Genomic DNA, 21288 nt, shown 5'->3' with positions numbered 1-21288 from the left:
CCAAATCCGGACGCCGGGCCACCGCCGAAGCATTCAAAGAAGCCAAGGAACTCGCCGCCTGGACCACCAAAATCCGCAACGCCTGGCCACAGGTCATGGTGGAACACGTCGACTCCGTAGGCGTCTCCGAAGAACCCCAAGTAGGCGACACCCTCCACGTCAACGCCTACATCGCCCTCAACAACCTCACCCCCGACGACGTCACCGTCGAAGTAGCCTTCGGCCGCGCCGAAGAAACCGACGAACTCGAAGACGTCGTAGTGGCTGAACTGGGTTCCTTGGAAGACCTCGGCGGCGGACGCCACCTCTTCCACGGTTCCGTGGTCATCAACCGCTCGGGCTCGTTCGGCTACACCGTCCGTGTCTTCCCCAAGCACTCGGCACTGGCATCAAAAGCCGAGCTGGGGTTGATCGCCAACGCGTAAGTCCTAAGAACGTTGCTGGCCCGCTTATTCGTTGTTGCCCAACGACGGAAAAGCGGGCCAGAGACGTTTAAGTCAGATCTGGAGACTTGTGGGCTCGCTAGCCCCGAATTGCAATCGCGGGATCTTTGCGGCTGGCGACCCAGGCAGGATATATGGCGCTCACAATACCGGTGGCCGTACCTAGAAGGATTCCAACCAGCCATAGATCTGACGGCAACACAGGCGGCCAGGCTTGGATCCACGAGACACAAAGCGTGGTCATGGTTCCGATGATGCCGCCAAGTGAACCTGCTGTTATTCCAACGATGAAGCCCTCAAGAATGAAGGATCGGCAAATCAGCCATCGACTTGAGCCGATCGCTCGTCGAAGGGCTATCTCTGCCGACCGGCTCTGAACGGTCAGGTACATTGAGGAAGCCGCAGTGATAATGGCCAGGAGCATCAGGACAAGCGATAGCGAAGCAATGAGTGACCCGAGATCATTTGAGACACCCTGCCTGATCGACTGAATATCGGCCGTGACGTCTACCTTTGCCTTCCCGGGGTCGCTCGGCGAGTACGCCAGCGGTGCTACTTGCGCGATCGCAGCCGAGAAGCCCTTTTCAGTTCTAACTTGAATTTTTAGGTCGGTCCTGGATACGCCACGCATGATGCTGGCGTCTACGAATACGGAGTTGGCGTACTCAGGGAAATTTGGACCGGGATCGAATACACCAACAACCGGGACAAGTCGGTCATCGATCCATATGCTCGCCCCTACCACCGGCCCGGTTTTCTTGCTGTACGGGATGTCCAGCGCGTTTGCTGCCTTGGTCGAGACTACTGCGAGAGGACCAGCTCGTGGGTCGTCGAGGGCACTCCGGCTGTTGTCGGGAATCAGCTGGATTTCGAAGTCATCGAAGTAGTTCTTCGAGGAGGAATGAAGTGACAATGGCGTTTCAGGTTCCAGGTCGGAAGGTCCAACCCGTGTAATACGTACGTCTGCCGGAACCGCAGAGTAAACATAGGATGCGCCAACTACATGAGGAACGCGGGTAATGCGATCTACCCCGGAACGAAGTCCATCGAAATCGCTTGGAAGCACAGCAGGTCCGTCTCCGACGGTCATGGACAGCGTATCCTGGGACGCAATCGCGAGCCGATTGTTAATGGCATTCGAAGTGGTCGAACTGATACCAAGGGCACCCGTCATCCCGCCAATGGCAATGGCAAAGGCAAGGATGAGGAGCATCGTTCGGATGGTACGGGCGGAGAGTGCAGTAAGCGCATCACCCCAGTCATCCAAGAGGCACTGGGCGAAGCTGGACACCCATGACTGCTGGCTTGACACAACGAAGGGCGTTGGGTGGGCCGGGACCTTATATCGCGGCTTGGGATGATTATTGGTTTTGATGTCACTCGTGATTCGACCGTCCCGGATCTCAATCCGGCGATTCGCTTGGTTCGCCACATCCAAATCATGGGTGATGACAATTACGGTGACACCCTCGGAGTTGAGCTTCCGAAGGTATTCGATGACCCGACTACTGTTGGTGGAATCAAGATTGCCGGTCGGCTCGTCGGCAAGGATGATCCGCGGGTGCGTTGCAATTGCCCTTGCTATTGCAAGCCGTTGCCGTTCTCCGCCTGACAGGAGCTTAGCTTGGACCATGCGCTTATGCTCCAGCCCCACGAACTCCAGCGCGTCCAAGGCAGCCAATGCCCGCTCGTCCATCGGCACGCCCTGGACCCGCAACCCGATAGCAGCATTGCTTATCACGTTATCGTCACCGATGACATTTGACGACTGGAAGACAAACCCGATCAAGTTTAGACGCACCGTGTCGAGGTTTCGTTCTGAAGCGGCTTCTACGGCCTGACCACGAATTGCGAGACGTCCGGAACTGGCTCTGTCCAACAAGCCCATGATGTTCAAAAGCGTCGATTTCCCCGAGCCAGAAGGGCCCACAATGGACACGAACTCACCTGACTCAATTGCCAGTGAGACGTCAGATAGTGCCGCGGGTCCGCCACCCGGATATATGCGCGAAACTCTCTCCAAGCTGATGGCCAATGTGCCATCGGAGCCTGCATCGCCCGCTCTACGTGCGAGAGGCCCCGATCGCGAAGTCGTCACGATATTTGGACCTCGTCTCCCTCGCTGAGATCACCAGCGACTGCGGCGAAACCTCCCCCTGACCGAAGAACCGTGATGGGGACACGTTTTGCGGGGCCCTTTGTACTTCTATCGCCCCCCGGGCTTCTGAGAACGTAAGCCCCATCGGCGTCCTGTCGAATACCGGATAACGGCACTGCGAGAGCCTGTGCCGCACTACCCTGACCTGCCACAGTGACGCTTAAGTTGGGGGTAAATAAGGCAAGATCTGCCTTAGTTGTGGCCTCTACCGTCACGGGATGTCCTGCACGTTGCCCGTTCCCCGCATCCGTGAACGGACCTACTGCAGTTATCCGTCCGGTCAGTTGCTTCTCCGCGACCCTGACAGTGACATCCTGCCCAGCCTTGAGAGATTCAGCCTGCTGGACCTCGGCGATGAACTCAACGAAGTTGTTTTCGGTCTGAAACGTGGCGAGAGGGCTTTGGACCGTAACTTTCTGCCCTATGTCCAGCGCGGAGATTACGGTCGCACCAGCGACGGGGAGGACTAGTAGTTGCCTGAACGGTATCGACACCGCAGGGGTTTTCGAGCCGTCTGGTGCAGGGTTTTCCGGTGTAGCTCCAGGTTCGACTTGGTGACTCTTCTCGGCGGGCATTCGCCCGCTGCTCAAGGTGAATCCCTCGCTGGCAAAGAAGGAGGATGCAGCTTCCATGGTTGTGCTGTCCAAGCGACCAGTTTCGTGAGTGACGTACCCCATCTGCGTAAGCGCCCGTTGCAGAGCCAACACGTCATCTCCCTCATCACCTTGAGAGAGATCCCGATACAACGGGAGCGGACCCGGCAGAACGAAATAGGGCTTGCCGGAAACTACCCCCGCAAGGTCGCCCCACTCTAAGGTTTCCCCCGCCTTAAGCGTCTGACGCACGACAATTGGTTCTTGTCCCTCTAAGTCGATGAGGATCGGCACTTCCGGGCCGGCCTTTATGACTCCTGCAAACGTTAGCCGGTCGTCGACAACACGGTTTTCAACCGTTGCAAAGACGGGGACCTCAGCCATAGAGTCCTCTGGCCGAATGACCTCTGATTGGTCAAAGATGCGTCCAGCCAGTAGGCCCACCCCTGCCGAAGTGACTGCGGTCACTGCCAACAGGACGACCAGCCACCGTCGCGAGAGTCGCGTCAAGCCAACAGCTGCCGCCGCTCTCTTGGACTCGCCATCCTTCACTGCGTCTCTTTCAACAACTTCTCAGCGGCATCCACGTACTTCTGGCTCTTCTTCTTGAGCTCAGTAAGAACTGCCTCATTCTGCCTTATGAGCGGCAACTGGTAGCTTGCTTGAATATCGCCGAGCGTTTGGGTTAGCCGTACCTGCTGATTGCATTCGGCTTCAATCGTGGCGATTCGGACGCCCTCAGCGGCGTCCGACTTCGACGGGTTTTGCTGATCTGTCCTCACCTGCAGATCAAAGGACTGCTGACTCGACCACTTCGCGTTGGCGGCGTCCCGTCCCGGCGTCAATCCGGCCGCTGAGATGCAATTTTCCCAGTCGTCTTTGGCGGCTTTCCAGGCATCAGTTTCTGATGCCATACCCAGGCTCTTCAAGGCAATTTCCGCTGCAGTACCCCCGTTCATAAGATCGTCCGGTGGAGTGATTTCATCGATCTTGCTCTTTTCACTGGCAAGACACTCGTATCTGGCGTCCCCCCACGCGCCTGCCTCATCGTGCTTCCGGTTCGATTGAGACTCTTCTCCAATAAGCCGGAAGCCGTGCTGTCTCACGCGATCAACGTTCCACACCCCGAAGTTCCGGTTCTCCGCCTTCGGATAAGCCGCGTTCGGATCATCGATAAAGCCAAATTTCATCATGCACGTAGTCATAATGACTTCCCGTGCAAGGAGAATCTGATAGCGGTCACGAGCCGAAATTCCATACGCATCAACTGGGAACACAATCAGAGAATTTTCGTAGTCCAGATTCACTTTTCCAGATGGGTCTGGGGTGATTGAACTGCCCGCGGCCCCAGAACAGGATGAACTAGCCAAAGCTACGCCCATGGCTAGCGAGACCACAACACACCTTGTCCAGCGCGCCCTTCGTTCAGGAATTCTTCTCGACACTTCCGCTTCCCATCTCACTTCTGGCGTCTCAACTGAGCAGCCGAACCTCTTCTCAGACAGCAACTTTGACCTGCCGATACTTTGATCGGCAGGTCAAAGCATGGTGCTGCTCAATCTGTGTTAAGCGAGCAGCGGGTTGGTTTTAGCCCCGGTGGTAGCTGCTGATGTTGTCATTCCACGTTCCCAAGAAGGGCACGTACCAACCCATGGCGCTGTAGTCGTTAGCGCTGCCGAAGCCAGCACCGCCGTAGTTGATGTCTTGCCACCAGGTTACGTAGTAGCCGAAGTTCTTAACCGAACTTGCCTTGTTGTCAAACGACCCCATCCAGGTCGAATTGTCGGCTCCGTACGTAGCGCCGCCGTAGTCATTATTGTCGTAAAAGATGCTTGCATTCGCAGACTGGCTTGCGGCAAAAAGTGCCGCAGTGGAAAGTGCGACGACAGCAGCCGCCCGTGTGAGCTTTTTCATGTTCTGGTCCTCATTCGGCTCGTGCGACATGAGGTCAGCAATTAACTCTGCGCGTTCCCCAAAACGCAAGTGACGAGGCACACTATTGCCTCTCCGAAAATGTATCCATCAACACTCTTAATTTCAAACTATTGAAATATTCGAAGCGAACATAGAAATATTCAATTTTTCGCATCACGATCAGGTTGCACGCACCACTTAAGCCTATTTCGGCGGTTGTCATAACTCGCGCGGGAACCACTAATGACTACGTCACAGCTCGTCGTCAGATCGGTCAGCGCAGTTGCTGTTAGGCGTGCGTCTACCTGGAACTGACTTCGGCGCGACTAATGCTGGAACACTGCAATGACTGCGAGGTCTCGGCCGGCATACTTTTCGGCGTCTTGCAGGATTTCGCAAACCACGGCGAAGGAACGGTCCGTGCGGTAGGTCGCGGGGACCTGCCAAATCATGGTGACCGGTGTGCCGCCGTCGTCGGACAGGGCATCGGCGAAGTCGTGCAGGGAGTCGTTGAGGGCGTCCAGGTTCACGCCGTAATACTCCGGGAAATCCAGGACCTGGCCGAACACCTCAAGGACTGCCTGCTTGGTGGTAGCGGGAGGGACAAGGATGGTCCTTCGGCCAGCGTCGGACACCTGCTCCTGCAGTTCGTCGAGGGTCCAGGTATCTGCGGAATAGATCTTCATGGGCTCCTACTTGCCTTCGACGATGAACTTGAACGAGTCGTAGTGGTCCGCCGTGTAGAACTTGGCGGAGTCCCTGCCCACAATAATCCTCCGGGCACCACGGTCCGACTCTCCCGGCGTCGTAACCGTGTACTCCCGGTAGTAGCCGCCGGACTTCTTGGGCAGAAGGCCTTCGAAATTGCCGAAATTCACGCCATCACGGTCATACGGATATGGGCCGCCTTTGGCGATAAGTGCCAGCGTCTGCCGGGCTTCCTGAGGCAACTGAGAGGCATTGATCTCGGGGAGGCCCGAGGGATTCTGCACGGCCGCCGCGGGCGTCGCTTGGCCGGGTTGCGCAGAAGCCGCCGACGAGCCGAAGCCAGGCTCCGACGTCGTGGTTGACACGCTGGCAGGGCCCGTCAGCGAAGTGCCGCCCACCATGGCGGCCACCAGCACGACGACGGCGATCACCAGACCAGCGAAGGCCAGCAGTTTGCTGCTGCTTCGGTTCATGCCTGGAGCTCCTAGGTGCGGTAAATGTTGATGGTGTTGGCTTGCAGGATATCCCGCTCCCCAGACGCCACCAACGCGCCCTTCCGGCGTTCGTGCAGCACGGAGGTGGTGAAGCGCAACTCGAACATGCGCTTGCCGATTCCCGTTTCGCTCAGAATCTCGGGCAGCACCATTTTCATGTCCTGGTTGCTGCCGTTCACCACGATCAGCCCCCGAACTTCGCTGTCTTCCGAACCCATCAGGAGCTGCACTGACCGCACATTGGGATCGTTCCAGCGCGCCGGCGTCATGCGCTTGCCTTTGTCATCGAACCACTGCAGGCTCGCGTCGTTGGCCTTCGCCGGGAAGTTCTCGGGCTGGTGGCGCAAGAACCAGCGGCGAAGCTTCACGAGCTCCTGCGTGGTCCTGAACATGGCGTTGGCTTCGGAGGTCCGGCTCCAGTCCAGCCATGCCGTCGGGTTGTCCTGGCAATAAGCGTTGTTGTTGCCCTGCTGCGTCCGGCCGAGCTCATCACCAGCGGTGATCATGGGCACACCGATGGACAGCAGTAGCGTGGCCATGAGGTTCCGGACGGACAGCGCACGGGCGGCCACAATCGACTCGTCCTCGCTGCGGCCCTCGAAACCGTGGTTGTAACTGCGGTTGTCGCCGTGGCCGTCACGATTCTGCTCGCCGTTGGCCTCGTTGTGCTTGCGGTCATAGCTCACAAGGTCCTTGAGCGTGAATCCGTCGTGTGCCGTGACGAAGTTGACCGAAGCCAAGCGAGTACGTCCGGAAGATGCGAACACGCTCTCGGAGCCGGCCATGATCTCTGCCAACGACGCAATGGAGCCTCCTTGGCCCCCGGCCTCCATGGCGGCCTGGTCGGACAACCAGAACCGGCGGACGCCGTCGCGGAAGTGATCGTTCCAGTCCGACCACCCGGGCGGGAAACGGCCCGTCTGCCAGCCCCCGTAGCCCACATCCCACGGTTCTGAGATCAGCTTCACAGCCGAAAGGACGGGATCCTCCTCGATCGCCCGGAGGAAGGGGTGCCGCGGATCGAACTGATTGCCGGCGTCGCGGCACAGGGTCACCGCAAGATCGAACCGGAACCCGTCCACATGGAACTCGTTGACCCAGTAGCGCAGGGAATCCAAGGCCAGGTCCACAACCACAGGATCGCTGAAGTCCAGGGTGTTGCCGCAACCCGTGGTGTCCAGATAGCGCCCGTGGGCGTCGTGACGGTAGTACCGGTCCTCGGCCAAGCCCCGGAAACTCAGGGCAGGCATGTCCGGTCCGGCCTCTGCTGTGTGGTTGTAGACAACGTCAAGGAGGACCTCGATGCCCGCAGCATGAAGGAGCTTGATCATGCCCTTCAGCTCATCCTGCACCGCGTGCGGGCCCGCGTTCCGGGCGGCCTCGGTGGCGTAATCAGCATGCGGGGCGAAGAACGCCGCCGTGTTGTATCCCCAGTAATTGGTCAGGCCAAGGTCCTGGAGATGGGCCTCATCAAGATGGAAGTGGATGGGCAGCAGCTGCACAGCCGTGACGCCGAGCTCGGTGAGGTGCTGGATCATGACCGGGTGGGCCATCCCTGCATACGTCCCCCGTAGGTGCTCAGGGATATCCGGGTGAAGCATCGACTGCCCGCGAACGTGGGCTTCGTAGATCACCGACGTACGCAAGGGTGTACGCGGGGGACGGTCGTCACCCCAATCGAAACCGGTGGCCATGTGAACGCTAGTGAGAAATTCGCCCCTCTGGTCCACGGCACGACCATAGGGATCGAGCAGCAGCGTCTGCTCGCCGTCGTCGTCGAAGTCCACTGTCGGGACCGAAAGCGGCAGCCCGCCCTCAGCTGGCGCCGCGCGGAAACCATAGCGCGTTCCGGGCGGCATCCCGTTCACGATGCCGAAGTGCACGCCGTCCTCCACGTTCGGAAGGGTGTGCACCCTCCAGCCGTCTCCGGGAGCTTGGTATGCGAGTTCAACTTGGTCCAGATCAGGCGCGAAAACAGCGACGTTGACTTGGTGGTTTTGTGGCGAGAGGTGGTTTGGCGGGGCCTCCACGTCGAAAGGCCCGGGCTGAGGCGTGCTCAACCCGAGCGGCGTAGGCCGGGACGAATCCACGGTGGCTGCTGTGTCCAAAATAGGCATAACCATTGATTGCAAGTTTAGTTCCACACACACTCAGTGCGGCTCCGTGGGTACATGTGACGTCACTCTCGCGATGAACTCGGACACGTGTTCGGTCGCTGTTGTACTGGCATGGGCCGTTCACGTGCTGGAACGCTGCTGTGGCGCCAGGCTTGCACACTGTTTCCGTGCGTCCAAATGTGTCAAACGGACGCTTCGCGTGCTCCGTGCACACTTGCAATACTGGAACCACGACAACTGGAGGTTCAATCGTGCGCGTGGCACTCGCCCAAGTCATCACCGGCCGGGATCTGGACAGCAATTTGCGGCTCCTCGAGGAGTACGCCCGGCGGGCCAAGGACGGCGGCGCCGAATTGGTGGTCTTCCCGGAAGCGATGATGCGTGCGTTCGGGAATTCGCTGCTGGACATCGCCGAGCCACTCGACGGTCCGTGGGCCAGCCGCGTGCGCGAGCTCGCCTTGGAATTGGACGTGGTGATCGTTGCAGGAATGTTCACCCCCGGCGCTCCCTCGGACGCAGGCTCGCGACGAGTACGGAACACCCTGATCGCCACCGGTCCCGGTGTGGAGACCAGTTACGACAAAATCCACCTCTTCGACGCGTTCGGCTTCGCGGAGTCCGACACCGTAGAGGCCGGTACAGACCCCGTAACGTTCGACGCCGGAGGCCTCACCTTCGGATTGGCCACGTGCTACGACATTCGCTTCCCTGCCCTGTTTACGGCCAATGCCCAACGAGGTGCCGTGGTCAACATCGTTTCCGCGTCCTGGGGTTCCGGTCCGGGCAAGGCCGAGCAGTGGCAACTCCTGGCCCGGGCACGTGCAGTGGACACCACCACGTTCGTGTTGGCCTGCGGCCAGGGTGATCCCGCCACCCAGGGGATCTCCGTGAAGGGCACTGCACCCACCGGTGTGGGACATTCCGCCGTCGTCTCCCCCTTCGGTCAGGTCCTGGAAGCCCTCGACGGCGAGCCCGGGCTTCTGTTCGCGGATCTGGACCGGTCCGAGGTAGACGACGCCCGCCAAAAACTCCCCGTGCTGGCCAACCGCCGCGACTTCTAACCCAGCCCCTCCCGGCCAACCCTCTCCCACATCCCGGCCCCTCCCGGCCAACCCTCTCCCACATCCCGGCCCCTCCCGGCCAACCATCTCCCACATCCCGGCCCCTCCCGGCCAACCATCTCCCACATCCCGGCCCCTCCCGGCCAACCATCTCCCACATCCCGGCCCCTCCCGGGCAACCATCTCCCACATCCCGGCCCCTCCGGGCCAACCCTCTCCCACATCCTGGCCCCTCGCGGGCAACCCTCTCCCACATCCCGGCCCCTCCGGGCAGCAGCCAGCGCTATCGTGTGGGAAGAAGGCTGTTCACCGGTCCAGCCGCTCAGGCTCTAAGGAGATGAAGAGATGGTTGAACGTCGCGCGGTGACTGTTCCCGATCTTGTTGGGCAGCCTGTGCATGTTGTAGAAGAGATGGCGGCGAACATCGGGCTGGGTCTCACAGACGGGAACCTTGACGGGCCGGGGATCCGTTCGCGTACATGGCCGGGGCTGTTTTGGGTGACTTCCCAGGATCCTCCCGCAGGGTCGGTCCTTGAGTGAGGGAGCCAAATCAGGATTACTTTCGTTGAGGACGGTCAAACCCGAAGCGACGTGCCTGCGCAGAAGGGCGGGCTCCCTCCCGCGCTTCTTGCGGAGGCTGAGAAGGACGAGTGAGAGCAGTTCGAGAGAACTTGTCAGTCGGGCGGACTCCAGCGAATCAGCCCCACTGACTGGCACTACTCACCCAAAGAGAGAGCGTTGCTTGACCGCACCGGTCGGACCGCCAGAAACATGCCGGGCCAGGCCCATCAAGCGAGCCCAGACCCACCGTTACGTTGTGAGCCGCCCAACCAGATTTCCGCCGTCGGGAAGTTCATAACGGGAGCGCGCCCCCGCAGGACCTGACAGAAGGAACCCAAAAAACCCGCAGGACGTGACAGAGGGAACCCGAAAAACCCGCGGGACCTGACAGAGGGAACCCGAAAAACCCGCGGGTCGTGAGAGAGCGCTGAAAGGCGCCGCAAGCGGCATCCGGAAGCGTGCGTCGAAGCGGGAAACGAACGAGCACGCGGAGGATAGCGCTTGCGGCGCCTTACTGAGGTTTACTTGGCGGCGCGCTGCCTCGACACTTCGTACAGCGAGATACCAACGGCCATCGAAGCGTTCAACGATTCCATGGCGGAGTCGATGGGGATCGACACGATCTGGTCGCAGTTTTCGCGGACGAGGCGGCTGAGGCCCTTGCCTTCGGAGCCCACCACGATGCAGACGGGTTCGGTAGCGACGGTAAGGTCGGGCAGCGAAACGTCGCCGTCGCCGTCCAGGCCGAGCACGTAGATGCCCATGTTCTTGAACTGCTTGAGCGCGTTGTTGAGGTTCGACGCGCGAGCCACGGGTACGCGGACAGCGGCACCGGCGCTGGTCTTCCAGGCGGACGCGGTGACGCCGACGCTGCGACGCTCGGGGACGATCACACCGTGGCCGCTGAACGCGGAAACGGAGCGGATGATCGCGCCAAGGTTGCGGGGGTCTGTGATGCCGTCCAGAGCCACGAAGATCGGGGCGTTGGCGACGTGGCCCTTCTTCCACTTGGCGAGGGTTTCCTCGGCGAGGTCGTAAGCGTCCTCGTACTCGTACGGCGGGATCTGCAGGACGAGGCCCTGGTGGACTGCGTCCTCGGTCATGCGGTCCAGCTCAGGCTTGCCGGTTTCGAGCAGCGGGATGCCGCGCTCGGCCGCGAGCTTGAGGGACTCCTTGACGCGATCGTCCATCTCAATGCGGATGGCCACGTGCAGTGCCTTCGCCGGGATGCCGGCGCGCAGTGCCTCGACTACGGAGTTGCGGCCGGTGACCAGCTCTTCGGTAGCGCGACCCTTGGGGCCGGAGCGGGCACCTGCGCCGCCCGGGCGGGTGCCCGTGCCACGCTTGGCAGCCGAACGCTCTGCCAGCTGCTTGTTCTTGTATGCCTTGTGGTAGGTACGGTCCTCCGCCTTAGGCGTGGGACCCTTGCCCTCCAGGGCCTTGCGGCCATGGCCACCGGTTCCGGTGGAGGGGCCCTTCTTTTGCTTGACCGACCGGCGACCATTGTTGGCCATGAGATTCCATCCTTGATTTTGTGAGTAAGTCTGGAATCAAGTCTACTGACCCGATGCAATTCGGCCGCAGCGCCCGATCATCAGTCGCGTTTAAGGCTCCAGGTAGCACCTTCCGCACCATCTTCGACGACGACCCCCGCTGCGGCGAGAGTGTCACGGATCGCATCGGACGCAGCCCAGTCCTTATTGGCCCTGGCGGCCGCGCGGGCTTCAAGTTGCGCTTCCACCAGTACTTCCAATGCGGCATGTTCACGGCCCTGCACTGCCTCGGGCCGCTTCACGGCGTCGAGGCCAAGGACCTGGGTCATGGAGATGACGCTGTACAGCGCGGACTTCGTACCGTCGAGGTCGCCTGCGGCCAAGGCGGTGTTGCCTGACCGGACGGTCTCGTGCAGCACGCCGAGGGCCTGCGGCACGTTGAGGTCGTCGTCCATGGCTGCCGCAAATGCAGCCGGCATGTTGCCCTGCGGAGCGACGTCCGAAGAGGACACACCGCCCACCTTGGCCCCGGCCTTCGCGATGAAACCATCGATGCGTTCGACTGCTGCGGCGGCTTCCTGCAGCGACGTGGGCCGGTAGTCCAGCACGGACCGGTAGTGCGCCTGGCCCAGGTAATAACGGACTACCCGTGGCGAAGCCAGTTCCAGCATCTCGCCGGGGCTCACGGTGTTGCCGATGGACTTGGACATCTTTTCACCCTCGTAGGTGACCATGCCGTTGTGCATCCAGAAGTTGGCGAACTCGTCGCCCGCAGCCTGCGACTGGGCCATTTCGTTCTCGTGATGCGGGAAGCGAAGGTCCAGTCCGCCGCCGTGGATGTCGAACCGCGCGCCGAGGTACTTGGTGACCATCGCGGAGCATTCGAGGTGCCATCCAGGCCGCCCGGCGCCCCATGGAGATTCCCAACGGGCGCTGACGGGCTCGCCTTCCTTGTAGCCCTTCCAGAGCGCGAAGTCGCGGGGATCGCGCTTGCCCCGAGGGTCGGCGTCGGAAGCGCCCTGCATGTCGTCGATGTTCTGGCGCGTCAGCGAGCCGTACTTGCTCCACGACCGGACATCGAAGTAGACGTCACCGGAGTCATCGGGCGCCGGGTAGGCGTGGCCGCGGTCGATCAGTCTTTGGATGAGCGCGTGCATCTCCGGGATGTGGCCCGTGGCGCGTGGCTCGTACGTGGGGCGCTGAACACCGAGTGTGTCATAGGCGTCTTCGAATGCCTGCTCGTAGCGGTAGGCCAGCGCCCACCACTCCTCAGCCTCGACGGCTGTTGGTTCATCAGCCCAGTCGGAACCAAACGACTGCTCGGACTTGATCAGGATCTTGTCGTCGATGTCAGTGACGTTGCGCACCACGGTCACGCGAAGCCCACGGAACTCGAGCCAACGGGTCAGCTGGTCGAACGCGATGGCGGACCTGACGTGGCCCACATGCGGCATACCCTGAACAGTGGCCCCGCAGTAGTACACGCTGGCCTTGCCGGGTTCGAGGGGAACGAAGTCGCGGACTTCGGCGGAGGCGGTGTCATAGAAGCGCAGGGTCACCGCTCCAGATTAGCCGATGACGCGCCGTGACTTGCCTACTTGCAGAACTCGCCGATCTTGTTGAACTGGACCTTGAGCTGCTGTTGCTCTTCCTGCGTTGCCGCGCCCAGCGAGGAAGCGGCGGCCTTATCCATGATCTTGGCCATCTCTTTGATGGGGTCCGCAATCTCCGGGGCCAGTTTCTCTCCGAGCTCGCTATAGTGCGCGGCGAGTTGCTTGGATTGCTGCTGTTGGTTGCCGTCAGGCTTGAAGGAATCGTTGTTCAGGAACTCGCAGCTCGCTTTGACGTCCAGCCGTGGCGTTCCGCCGCAACCAGCAAGCAGAAGCGCAGCGGCGAGGCCGGCGGCCAGGACAGCGGGCAGGCGTACGACGCCGGCACGTGGCTTAACCATGCGGGGCACCTTTCGCGGGACCCGGCTCGGATGAGCCGGCAAGGGGATACACGAGGGCCGTAGCCACAGCCGAGATTCCCTCGCCACGGCCGGTGAATCCCAAGCCGTCACTGGTGGTGGCCGTGACGCTGACGGGAGCACCCGCAGCTTCGCTCAGAACGCGCTGCGACTCCTCGCGACGTGGGCCGAACTTGGGGCGGTTGGCAACGAACTGGACTGCGACGTTTCCGATCTCAAAGCCTGCGGCACGGACAATGCGGGCCGCCTCGGCGAGCAGCGTGGCACCGGAAGCGCCGGCATACTCCGGGCGGTCCGTGCCGAAGTGCGTGCCGAGATCCCCGATCCCGCTGGCGGAGAACAATGCGTCGGCCGCAGCATGGGCCACGCAGTCGCCGTCGGAGTGTCCCGAAAGGCCCTGTTGGCCTTCCCAGAGGAGGCCGCCCAACCACAGTGGCTGAGGGTCATCTGCGGGCGCGAACGCGTGAACGTCAATCCCAATGCCTGTCCTGGGCAGGATCACAGCAGGAGTGGTGCCGGCCATCAGCCTTCCACCCACCGGATTCCGAGCGGGCCTTCCAGCAGGCCTTCGGCGATGATGAGATCCAGCGGAGTGGTGATCTTGAGCGATTGGCTGGCTCCGCGGACAGCGTGGACGGGAACGCCCAGGAGTTCCACCAGCATGGCGTCATCGGTGACAGCGGCAGACTGCTTGTCGTCGAAGAGTTCGGCGGCTTGGTGAGCGCGGCGCAGAGTGGCGAGCTCGAAGCCTTGGGGCGTCTGAACGGCCCGGAGCTCTTCCCTGGGCGCGGTACCCGTGACAAGTTCGGGGGCGATTGCCGCGTCATCGCCGCTGGTGACGGCCACGGTTTTGATGGTGTCCACCACCGGGAGTGCAGGAATAACGGCCTTGGCGCCCGAGGCAAGGGCATCGGCTACGCGCTGGAACACGCGCTCCGGCGTCAAGGCCCGGGCAGCGTCATGCACCAACACGGACTCAGTGCCGTCTTCCAAAGCAGCCAGTGCGGCGCGGACGGAATCGGCGCGGGTGGATCCGCCGTCGACGACTGTCAGTTCGGGACCACCATCGACCAGCTCAACGGTGAACTCCGCAATCAACTCCCGGAGGTCTGTATCCCCCCTGGGTACGGCGATGCAGATTTGGCGTGCGACGTCTGCGGCGACGACGCCACGAAGTGCGTGCATCAGGATGGCCTCGCCGCCCAGCGGGACCTTGGCTTTGGGCATGCCGTAGCCGAGGCGCTCACCGGAACCGGCAGCAACAACGACGACGGCCGTGACCGAGCGCTTGGAAGGAATACTCATGCGCTCAAGCCTACTTTGTGGCAAAAAGAAACCCCGGCGGCGCTTTCGCGCTGCCGGGGTTCAATTCTTAGGAAGCCAAGACCTCGTCGAGAACGCTTGCCGCCTTCTCTTCGTCTGTCTTTTCAGCCAGGGCCAGTTCTGAAATCAGAATCTGCCGCGCCTTGGCCAGCATGCGCTTCTCACCTGCGGAAAGGCCGCGATCGTGATCACGACGCCAAAGATCGCGAACGACCTCCGCCACCTTGATGACATCGCCCGAAGCAAGCTTCTCCAGGTTTGCCTTGTAACGACGTGACCAGTTGGTAGGCTCTTCAGTGAACTCGGCGCGGAGGACGTCAAATACGTGCTCCAAGCCTTCTTTGCCCACTACGTCCCGGACCCCAACAAGGTCAACGTTCTCTGCTGGAACTTCAATGGTCAGATCACCCTGAGCCACCTTGAGCTTGAGATACATCTTCTCTTCGCCCTTGATGGTGCGCATCTTGATTTCCTCAATCTTTGCTGCACCGTGGTGAGGGTAAACTACTGTCTCGCCGACCTCAAAAACCATGTGGACTTTCCCCTTTCCCGCAGATTAGTCTATCACGATTAAGGCATACGACTGGCACGGGACGGGCCCTCCAGCCGCGCCAATAAAGGGAAATAGGGCCCAAACGACCTCCCCAACCCCCTTGACGTGAGCCCCGAAAGGTGCTTCGAGCAAGCAACATCCACGCCGGATTCTTGCCGGGAGCTACGCCACAAAGCCTCACCGAATCCTTGTTTCGCGCTGTTTGCCGATAGGCTATGGCTGAAAAGTGTTCCAATGACTCTTGAGGAGTAGGTGTCGTGCGCATTACTGCGATGAACCCTGTCCAGCGCGGCAAGCTGGCAATTGCGGCGGCTGCAATCGGCGTCGGTCTTCTGTCGGTAACCGGCTGCGGTTTCGTCAACGCCCAGCAGACTTCCCACCAGTACTCAGCATCGGACGGGATCAAAGCTGATCTCGGCCAGCTGCAGCTGCGCAACATCCTGATCGTTGCCTCGGGCGAGAACCAGCCTGGCCGCGTAATCGGCGCAGTGTTCAATAAGTCCAGCTCAGACGCCACGCTGACCATCAGCGGCTCCAACGGCGCCCAGACCGAAATTCCGGTCAAGGCGAACTCGGAGACGTACCTGAACGACGACGCCGATGCCGCCGTCCTCAGCAGCGCCGGTACCATCCCGGGCGGCCTGACTCCGGTCACCATCCGCAGCGGTTCCGATTCCGCCAAGATCAACGTCCCGGTAGTAGACGGCACGCTTCCCGAGTACGCGAAGTACCTGCCGTCCACGCCGAGCAGCACGGCAACGCCGTCGCCGACGGCCACCACGAGCGAGTCCGCAGCGACCGGCCACTAGCAAGCCACGCGCTACAAGCGCATACAACAAAGGAAGGGTTCCGCTGCGGCGGGACCCTTCCTTTGGTTGTCTGTTCCTTTGGTTGTCTGTGGAGTTTGTGCACATAAAGAGCGGCTCTTAGCCGCTCTCCACACACAAACCCGCGAAGTGACGTCTTTACGGCTCGAACTTGTAGCCCAACCCACGCACCGTCACCAAGTAGCGCGGCGCTGAGGGATCGGGTTCGATTTTGCTGCGCAGGCGCTTGACGTGGACGTCCAGCGTCTTGGTATCGCCAACGTAGTCGGAGCCCCACACGCGGTCGATCAGCTGCCCACGGGTCAGCACGCGACCGGAGTTGCGCAGCAGCATCTCGAGGAGTTCAAACTCTTTCAGCGGCAACGAAACCTGCTCGCCATTGACGCTGACTACGTGCCGCTCAATGTCCATTCGGACCGGACCGGCCTGCACGGTGGAGGTGATGAGCTCTTCAGGCTCGCCCTGGCGGCGCAATACCGCACGGACGCGGGCCACGAGTTCCCGCGACGAATACGGCTTGGTGACGTAGTCATCGGCACCGAGCTCCAGGCCCACCACCTTGTCGATCTCCGAGTCCTTGGCGGTCAGCATGATGACCGGCACGCTGGAGCGCTGCCGCAACTGGCGGCACACTTCCGTTCCCGGCGTTCCGGGCAGCTGCAGGTCCAGCAGGACGAGGTCGGCACCGTTCCGGTCGAACTCCACCAAGGCGTCACTGCCGTTGTCCACAACCTCGACATCGAACCCTTCTTTGCCCAACAAGTAGGACAGAGGGTCGCTGAAGGACTCCTCGTCCTCCACAATCAAAATCCGGCTCAAGCGCTGGCTCCTTGCTCTTGGGCACCGCTGGCGCCCGTGGGTTGATTCACGTGGTGGGGTTCGACGGCGGCAGCAGCCGCCGGAAGCGCAGCAGCCGCCGGAAGCGCAGTCGCCGCGGGAGTCGCGGGAGTCGCGGTGGCAGCAGGAGCCGGCAGGCCGGCGTCGTCGTCCTGGCCCTCCATCTCCGGCAAGCGAATGGTGAACGTGGACCCTTGGCCGGGCTGCGACCAAACGGTCACCTCTCCGCCATGGTTGGACACAACGTGCTTGACGATGCTCAGGCCAAGGCCGGTGCCGCCCGTATGCCGGGACCGCGCAGCGTCCACGCGGTAGAACCGTTCGAAGACGCGCTCCTGGTCCTCGGGGGTGAGGCCATCGCCTTGGTCCGTCACCGAGATGGCAACAACGCCTTCCCTGGTCCGGATCCCCACCCCAACGCGGGTGTTCTCCGGCGAGTAGCGGATGGCGTTGTCAATCAGGTTGCGTAATGCCGTGACCAGCAAGTCGCGGTCGCCGAACACCATGGACTCGGAGTGGCCGCCCACAACGATCTGGATGTTCTTGCTTTCGGCAGGCAACTGCGAGCGGTCCACGGCTTCGGTAATGACGGCGTTGATATCCACCGCCAAACCCTGCTGGGCAACGTTGGCACCTTGGAGCCGGGAGAGTTCGATGATGTCCTGCACCAGGGCGGCGAGCCGGGCGGATTCCTTGTGCATGCGTTTGGCGAACCGGCGGACGGCTTCTTCGTCGTCCGGCGATGATTCCAGGGCCTCAGCCAGGAGCGAGATGGCGCCCACGGGGGTCTTGAGTTCGTGGGACACGTTCGCCACAAAGTCGTTGCGAATCTCTTCTGTCCGGGTGATCTCGGTGCGGTCATCGGCCAACAGGACGATGTACTCCCAACCAAGCATGGCGGCGCGTACCTGAACCACGATGGTGCCCTTGCCGAGCGGCCCGCGCGGGAGCTCGTACTGCTCTTCCAGGATCACGCCGTCGCGGCGGACCTTCGCGGTCATGTCCAGGAGTTGCTTGTGCACCACTGTATGACCGCGGACCAGGCCGTAGGCGTAGGCAGCGGGACTCGCGCGCACCACGCCGTCGATCGCGTCAACCACCACAAACGCACGGCCGACGACGGCGAGCACCTCAGCGGCCCCTTCCGGGAGCAGCGGCTCGGTCACGTCCAGGTCCACAATCCTGCGCTGACGCTCGCTGATCCTGAATGCGAGCATGCCAAAGACGCCCAACGACAGGCCTACCAAGCCTGCGACGACACCAATGAGCAACGGATCCACGTGTCCAGCTTATGCTGTGAAAACAGGGCAAAGCATTGATCCGGCGCCAAACGGAGACGGTTCAACTAACGTTCATCTAAAGATGCGCAACAGTTCACTGGTTCCTGCCACAGTTACTAGTTGGACTGCCAATGGTTTGAAATCCGCCGCCCAACGCGGGACAGGGATTTCCAAGGAAAGGACGCCTTAGTGCGCAAGGTTTTTCAGGAGGAGCTCACCCAGGTAGGTGACGACCTCATCGAGATCTCCAAGCTGGTTCGTGAGGCAATCGAGAAGGCCACTACTTCCTTTGAAGGCGCCGACGTCGATCTTGCCCAGGACGTTATCGCGGCAGATGCACGCATCGATTTCCTGCAGAACAGCCTGGACGAGCGCGCCATCGACATCCTCGCGCTGCAGGGCCCGGTAGCCAGCGACCTCCGCATGATTGTGGGTTCGCTGCGCATGAGTGCCTCGCTCGAACGCATGGGTGACCTGGCCCGCCACGTGGCCCAGTTGGCGCGCCTGCGCTACCCGGCCACCGTCATTCCCGCTTCGCTGACCCAGACCTTCAAGGCAATGGCCCAGCACGACATCGAGATCACGGCCAAGGTCATTGAGCTGCTGGAAACGCGAGACCTCGAAGTGGCCCGCGACATCCTCAAGATCAACATCGCCGTGGACGACCTCCACCTCAGCGTCTTCAAAGCGATCGCTTCCCCGGACTGGACCGAATCTGCTTCCACCACGGTGGACGTTGCCCTGGCCAGCCGCTACTTTGAGCGCTTCGCGGACCACGGCGTCTCCGTTGCCCGCAAGGTCACCTACCTGGTGACGGGCGAATGGCAGCCTGAGGGCTTCTAGCCTTAAAGCCTGAAGCACGACGGCGGCCGGTCACCTGAGGTGACCGGCCGCCGTCGTCGTGCATAACAGCTTCGTAGCTGGTGCTACGGCAGTTGCGTGGAACTTACTTCTTGCCCTGGTTCGCGACCGCGAGGATCGCCTCGGCTGCTGCCTCGGGGTCGAGATAGGTGCCGCCGGGGTTGATCGGCCGGAAGTCCTCATCCAGTTCGTACACCAGCGGGATGCCCGTGGGGATGTTGAGGGAAGCGATGGCGTCGTCGCTGATGCCGTCCAGGTGCTTGACGAGCGCGCGCAGGGAATTGCCGTGGGCGGTGACCAGAACGGTCTTGCCGGCCTTCAGGTCTTCCTTGATGTCCGATTCCCAGTACGGAAGCAAACGGACCAGGACGTCCTTGAGGCATTCGGTGCGGGGAAGGGCGTCGCCAAGGTCCGCATAGCGGGGGTCGTGTGCCTGGGAGAATTCGCTGTCATCGGACAGGGGCGGCGGCGGGGTGTCGTAGCTGCGGCGCCATTCCATGAACTGCTCCTCGCCGAACTCTGCGAGGGTCTGGGCCTTGTCCTTGCCCTGCAGCGCGCCGTAGTGGCGCTCGTTGAGGCGCCAGTCGCGCTTGACCGGGATCCAGCCGCGGTCCGCTTTGTCCAGCGCTATGTTGGCGGTGTTGATGGCACGCTTCAGGAGCGAGGTGTACAGGACGTCCGGGAGGATGTTGTTCTCAACCAGGAGTTCCCCACCGCGTACTGCTTCTCCGCGGCCTTGCTCGTTCAGGTCTACGTCCACCCAACCGGTGAACAGGTTCTTGGCGTTCCAGTCGCTGTGGCCGTGGCGCAGCAGAATCAGCTTGTAAGTCATGGTTTTCATCCTAGCCGAGCGCCCCTGTCCCCTGCCGGGCGTTACGTTTCTCAACGCAGCCGCCATGGCAACGATAAAGTGGTGGCCGTGGTGCAAAAAGCGGAACGGGTGGGCTCTCCCCGCAGTAGGGGCGGCAAGCCAGTTGGCAACATCACGCGCGGCACCACGAATCCCAACCGGATGCGCCGCCTGGACCGCTGGCTGGCGGGTCCGCAGGCCTGGCGGCTCCGCTCCGCCGTCGACCCTTTAGTGGTGGACCTGGGCTATGGCGCCTCGCCGACCACCGCCGTCGAACTTTTTGAACGGCTGCAAGCCGTGCGGGCGGACGTGCGCGTCTGCGGGATCGAGATCGAACCGGAGCGGGTGCGAACGGCGAAGGCCTTGGAACGGCCCGGGCTGAGTTTCCATGTGGGCGGATTTGAAGTTCCGGTTCAGGGCGATCCTGTGCTGGTCCGTGCCTTCAACGTGCTGCGTCAATATGAAGAAGCCGACGTAGCCGGGATCTGGGGACTGGTGCAGTCGCGGTTGGCTCCGGGCGGCCTGTTCATTGACGGCACCTGCGACGAGATCGGCCGGCGCGTCACGTGGGTGGCCCTGGATTCGGAACGGCCTTTGAGCCTGAGCTTCTCGGTGCGGTTCGGCAGTTTCGAGCTGCCGTCCGAGGTTGCTGAACGGCTGCCCAAGGCGCTCATCCACCGCAACGTGCCGGGCGAACCGATTCACGCGTTCCTGCAGGCCATGGACAAAGCCTGGTTGGAAGCCGCTCCGCTGGCGTCGTTTGGCAACCGGCAGCGCTGGACGGGCATGTGCAAGTCACTGCGCGACGCCGGATGGCCGCTTCAGGGTGGGGCGTCGCGGTGGCGTCTGGGTGAAGTTACCGTGGCGTGGGAAGCCGTGGCGCCGCGCTGAGGCGAGCGTTTACCAGGGGCCGTAGGGACCGACGTTGCGGTTGCCGCCGCTGCCGGCCTCGCGCAAGGCGGGACGGACATCGGCCAAGTACACGCAGGACGCCGTAACAGCCGCAATGCCAAACAGGCCCAAGCCGCTTCCGCCGCTGAGCAGCGTCAGTGCGCCGATCGCGAAAGCTACAGCCGTCAGCGCCAACCAGAACGTCTTGGTGCGCTTGGACGCGGCCACGAAGAGCGTCGGCCGGTGCCGCAGGCAGTCAGCCAGGGCCCACAATTCCAGCGCTGCAGCCACCAATCCAAGGATGAAGTACACACCGTTGGTGACAAACGCGATCAAGAGTTTTCCGTCCACGCCC

22 protein-coding genes and 1 pseudogene are annotated in these 21288 nt (G+C 61.8%); 6 read left to right on the top strand and 17 right to left on the bottom strand.

Features of this window, described 5'->3' with window-relative positions; translation table 11 throughout:
* A pseudogene (locus tag ACIQC5_RS17220) lies at positions 1-425 on the top strand (DUF3417 domain-containing protein); the annotation flags it as partial.
* 97 nt (positions 426-522) lie between these two features.
* Here the strand turns inward: ACIQC5_RS17220 and ACIQC5_RS17215 are convergent.
* From ACIQC5_RS17215 to glgX, 7 genes are all read right to left on the bottom strand, one after another.
* The gene (locus tag ACIQC5_RS17215; protein WP_400284956.1) at positions 523-2541 is read right to left on the bottom strand and encodes an ATP-binding cassette domain-containing protein; all 2019 of its coding nucleotides are present in this window, start codon (positions 2539-2541) and stop codon (positions 523-525) included.
* Positions 2538-3578, bottom strand: coding sequence for a hypothetical protein (locus tag ACIQC5_RS17210; protein ID WP_400284953.1), 1041 nt, complete (start codon positions 3576-3578; stop codon positions 2538-2540). The genes ACIQC5_RS17215 and ACIQC5_RS17210 overlap by 4 nt, the downstream gene beginning before the upstream one ends.
* A gap of 164 nt (positions 3579-3742) precedes the next feature.
* On the bottom strand, positions 3743-4501 hold the full coding sequence (locus ACIQC5_RS17205; RefSeq protein WP_400284951.1) for a hypothetical protein: 759 nt from the start codon (positions 4499-4501) through the stop codon (positions 3743-3745).
* Between the two features lie 280 nt (positions 4502-4781).
* A complete protein-coding gene (locus tag ACIQC5_RS17200) occupies positions 4782-5108 on the bottom strand; it encodes a hypothetical protein (RefSeq protein WP_400284948.1) in 327 nt (108 codons plus the stop codon).
* A 326-nt stretch (positions 5109-5434) separates the two neighbouring features.
* Positions 5435-5794: a barstar family protein gene (locus ACIQC5_RS17195; RefSeq protein ID WP_400284945.1), complete on the bottom strand. Its 360-nt coding sequence runs from the start codon at positions 5792-5794 to the stop codon at positions 5435-5437.
* 6 nt (positions 5795-5800) lie between these two features.
* Positions 5801-6289: a ribonuclease domain-containing protein gene (locus tag ACIQC5_RS17190; protein WP_400284943.1), complete on the bottom strand. Its 489-nt coding sequence runs from the start codon at positions 6287-6289 to the stop codon at positions 5801-5803.
* 11 nt (positions 6290-6300) lie between these two features.
* Positions 6301-8433, bottom strand: a complete 2133-nt coding sequence (glgX, locus tag ACIQC5_RS17185) for a glycogen debranching protein GlgX (protein ID WP_400284941.1) — start codon at positions 8431-8433, stop codon at positions 6301-6303.
* 245 nt (positions 8434-8678) lie between these two features.
* Between glgX and ACIQC5_RS17180 the strand changes: the two genes are divergently transcribed.
* Positions 8679-9488, top strand: a complete 810-nt coding sequence (locus tag ACIQC5_RS17180) for a carbon-nitrogen hydrolase family protein (RefSeq protein WP_400284938.1) — start codon at positions 8679-8681, stop codon at positions 9486-9488.
* Between the two features lie 345 nt (positions 9489-9833).
* Positions 9834-10028: a PASTA domain-containing protein gene (locus ACIQC5_RS17175; protein ID WP_400284936.1), complete on the top strand. Its 195-nt coding sequence runs from the start codon at positions 9834-9836 to the stop codon at positions 10026-10028.
* A gap of 542 nt (positions 10029-10570) precedes the next feature.
* Here ACIQC5_RS17175 and rlmB read toward each other — a convergent pair.
* The 6 genes from rlmB to ACIQC5_RS17145 form a co-directional block, all read right to left on the bottom strand.
* Positions 10571-11563, bottom strand: coding sequence for a 23S rRNA (guanosine(2251)-2'-O)-methyltransferase RlmB (rlmB, locus tag ACIQC5_RS17170; RefSeq protein ID WP_400284929.1), 993 nt, complete (start codon positions 11561-11563; stop codon positions 10571-10573).
* Between the two features lie 80 nt (positions 11564-11643).
* On the bottom strand, positions 11644-13101 hold the full coding sequence (gene cysS, locus ACIQC5_RS17165; RefSeq protein ID WP_400284926.1) for a cysteine--tRNA ligase: 1458 nt from the start codon (positions 13099-13101) through the stop codon (positions 11644-11646).
* Between the two features lie 35 nt (positions 13102-13136).
* On the bottom strand, positions 13137-13493 hold the full coding sequence (locus ACIQC5_RS17160; protein ID WP_400284924.1) for a hypothetical protein: 357 nt from the start codon (positions 13491-13493) through the stop codon (positions 13137-13139).
* Positions 13486-14034: a 2-C-methyl-D-erythritol 2,4-cyclodiphosphate synthase gene (gene ispF / locus ACIQC5_RS17155; RefSeq protein ID WP_400284921.1), complete on the bottom strand. Its 549-nt coding sequence runs from the start codon at positions 14032-14034 to the stop codon at positions 13486-13488. The genes ACIQC5_RS17160 and ispF overlap by 8 nt, the downstream gene beginning before the upstream one ends.
* Positions 14034-14816: a 2-C-methyl-D-erythritol 4-phosphate cytidylyltransferase gene (gene ispD / locus ACIQC5_RS17150; RefSeq protein WP_400284918.1), complete on the bottom strand. Its 783-nt coding sequence runs from the start codon at positions 14814-14816 to the stop codon at positions 14034-14036. Before ispD ends, ispF begins: the two co-directional genes overlap by 1 nt.
* Before the next feature lie 67 nt (positions 14817-14883).
* Positions 14884-15366, bottom strand: coding sequence for a CarD family transcriptional regulator (locus tag ACIQC5_RS17145; RefSeq protein WP_011690592.1), 483 nt, complete (start codon positions 15364-15366; stop codon positions 14884-14886).
* 293 nt (positions 15367-15659) lie between these two features.
* On the opposite strand from ACIQC5_RS17145, the gene ACIQC5_RS17140 reads away from it, so the two are divergent.
* The gene (locus ACIQC5_RS17140) at positions 15660-16196 is read left to right on the top strand and encodes a hypothetical protein (RefSeq protein WP_400284987.1); all 537 of its coding nucleotides are present in this window, start codon (positions 15660-15662) and stop codon (positions 16194-16196) included.
* A 156-nt stretch (positions 16197-16352) separates the two neighbouring features.
* On the opposite strand, the gene ACIQC5_RS17135 is transcribed toward ACIQC5_RS17140, so the two are convergent.
* Entirely contained in the window at positions 16353-17033 is a 681-nt protein-coding gene (locus ACIQC5_RS17135) for a response regulator transcription factor (protein ID WP_020608526.1), read from the bottom strand.
* Positions 17030-18322 carry a sensor histidine kinase gene (locus tag ACIQC5_RS17130; protein ID WP_400284984.1) on the bottom strand — a complete coding sequence of 431 codons (1293 nt, stop codon included), beginning with the start codon at positions 18320-18322 and terminating at the stop codon, positions 17030-17032. The genes ACIQC5_RS17135 and ACIQC5_RS17130 overlap by 4 nt, the downstream gene beginning before the upstream one ends.
* 198 nt (positions 18323-18520) lie before the next feature.
* On the opposite strand from ACIQC5_RS17130, the gene phoU reads away from it, so the two are divergent.
* Positions 18521-19174 carry a phosphate signaling complex protein PhoU gene (gene phoU, locus ACIQC5_RS17125; RefSeq protein WP_400284911.1) on the top strand — a complete coding sequence of 218 codons (654 nt, stop codon included), beginning with the start codon at positions 18521-18523 and terminating at the stop codon, positions 19172-19174.
* A 103-nt stretch (positions 19175-19277) separates the two neighbouring features.
* Here phoU and ACIQC5_RS17120 read toward each other — a convergent pair whose 3' ends face one another.
* Complete coding sequence (locus ACIQC5_RS17120) at positions 19278-20024, bottom strand: phosphoglyceromutase (protein WP_400284908.1); 747 nt, start codon at positions 20022-20024, stop codon at positions 19278-19280.
* Positions 20025-20111: 87 nt separating this feature from the next.
* Between ACIQC5_RS17120 and ACIQC5_RS17115 the strand changes: the two genes are divergently transcribed.
* The gene (locus tag ACIQC5_RS17115) at positions 20112-20933 is read left to right on the top strand and encodes a class I SAM-dependent methyltransferase (RefSeq protein WP_400284906.1); all 822 of its coding nucleotides are present in this window, start codon (positions 20112-20114) and stop codon (positions 20931-20933) included.
* A 9-nt stretch (positions 20934-20942) separates the two neighbouring features.
* Here the strand turns inward: ACIQC5_RS17115 and ACIQC5_RS17110 are convergent, their stop codons facing one another.
* Positions 20943-21284 carry a DUF2516 family protein gene (locus ACIQC5_RS17110; protein ID WP_400284903.1) on the bottom strand — a complete coding sequence of 114 codons (342 nt, stop codon included), beginning with the start codon at positions 21282-21284 and terminating at the stop codon, positions 20943-20945.
* Between the last annotated feature and the right edge of the window lie 4 nt (positions 21285-21288).

This window comes from Paenarthrobacter sp. NPDC092416 (assembly GCF_044755025.1).
GTDB lineage: Bacteria > Actinomycetota > Actinomycetes > Actinomycetales > Micrococcaceae > Arthrobacter.
The sequence above is the reverse complement of the archived record's forward strand: the minus strand, read 5'-3'. Positions and strand labels throughout refer to the sequence as shown.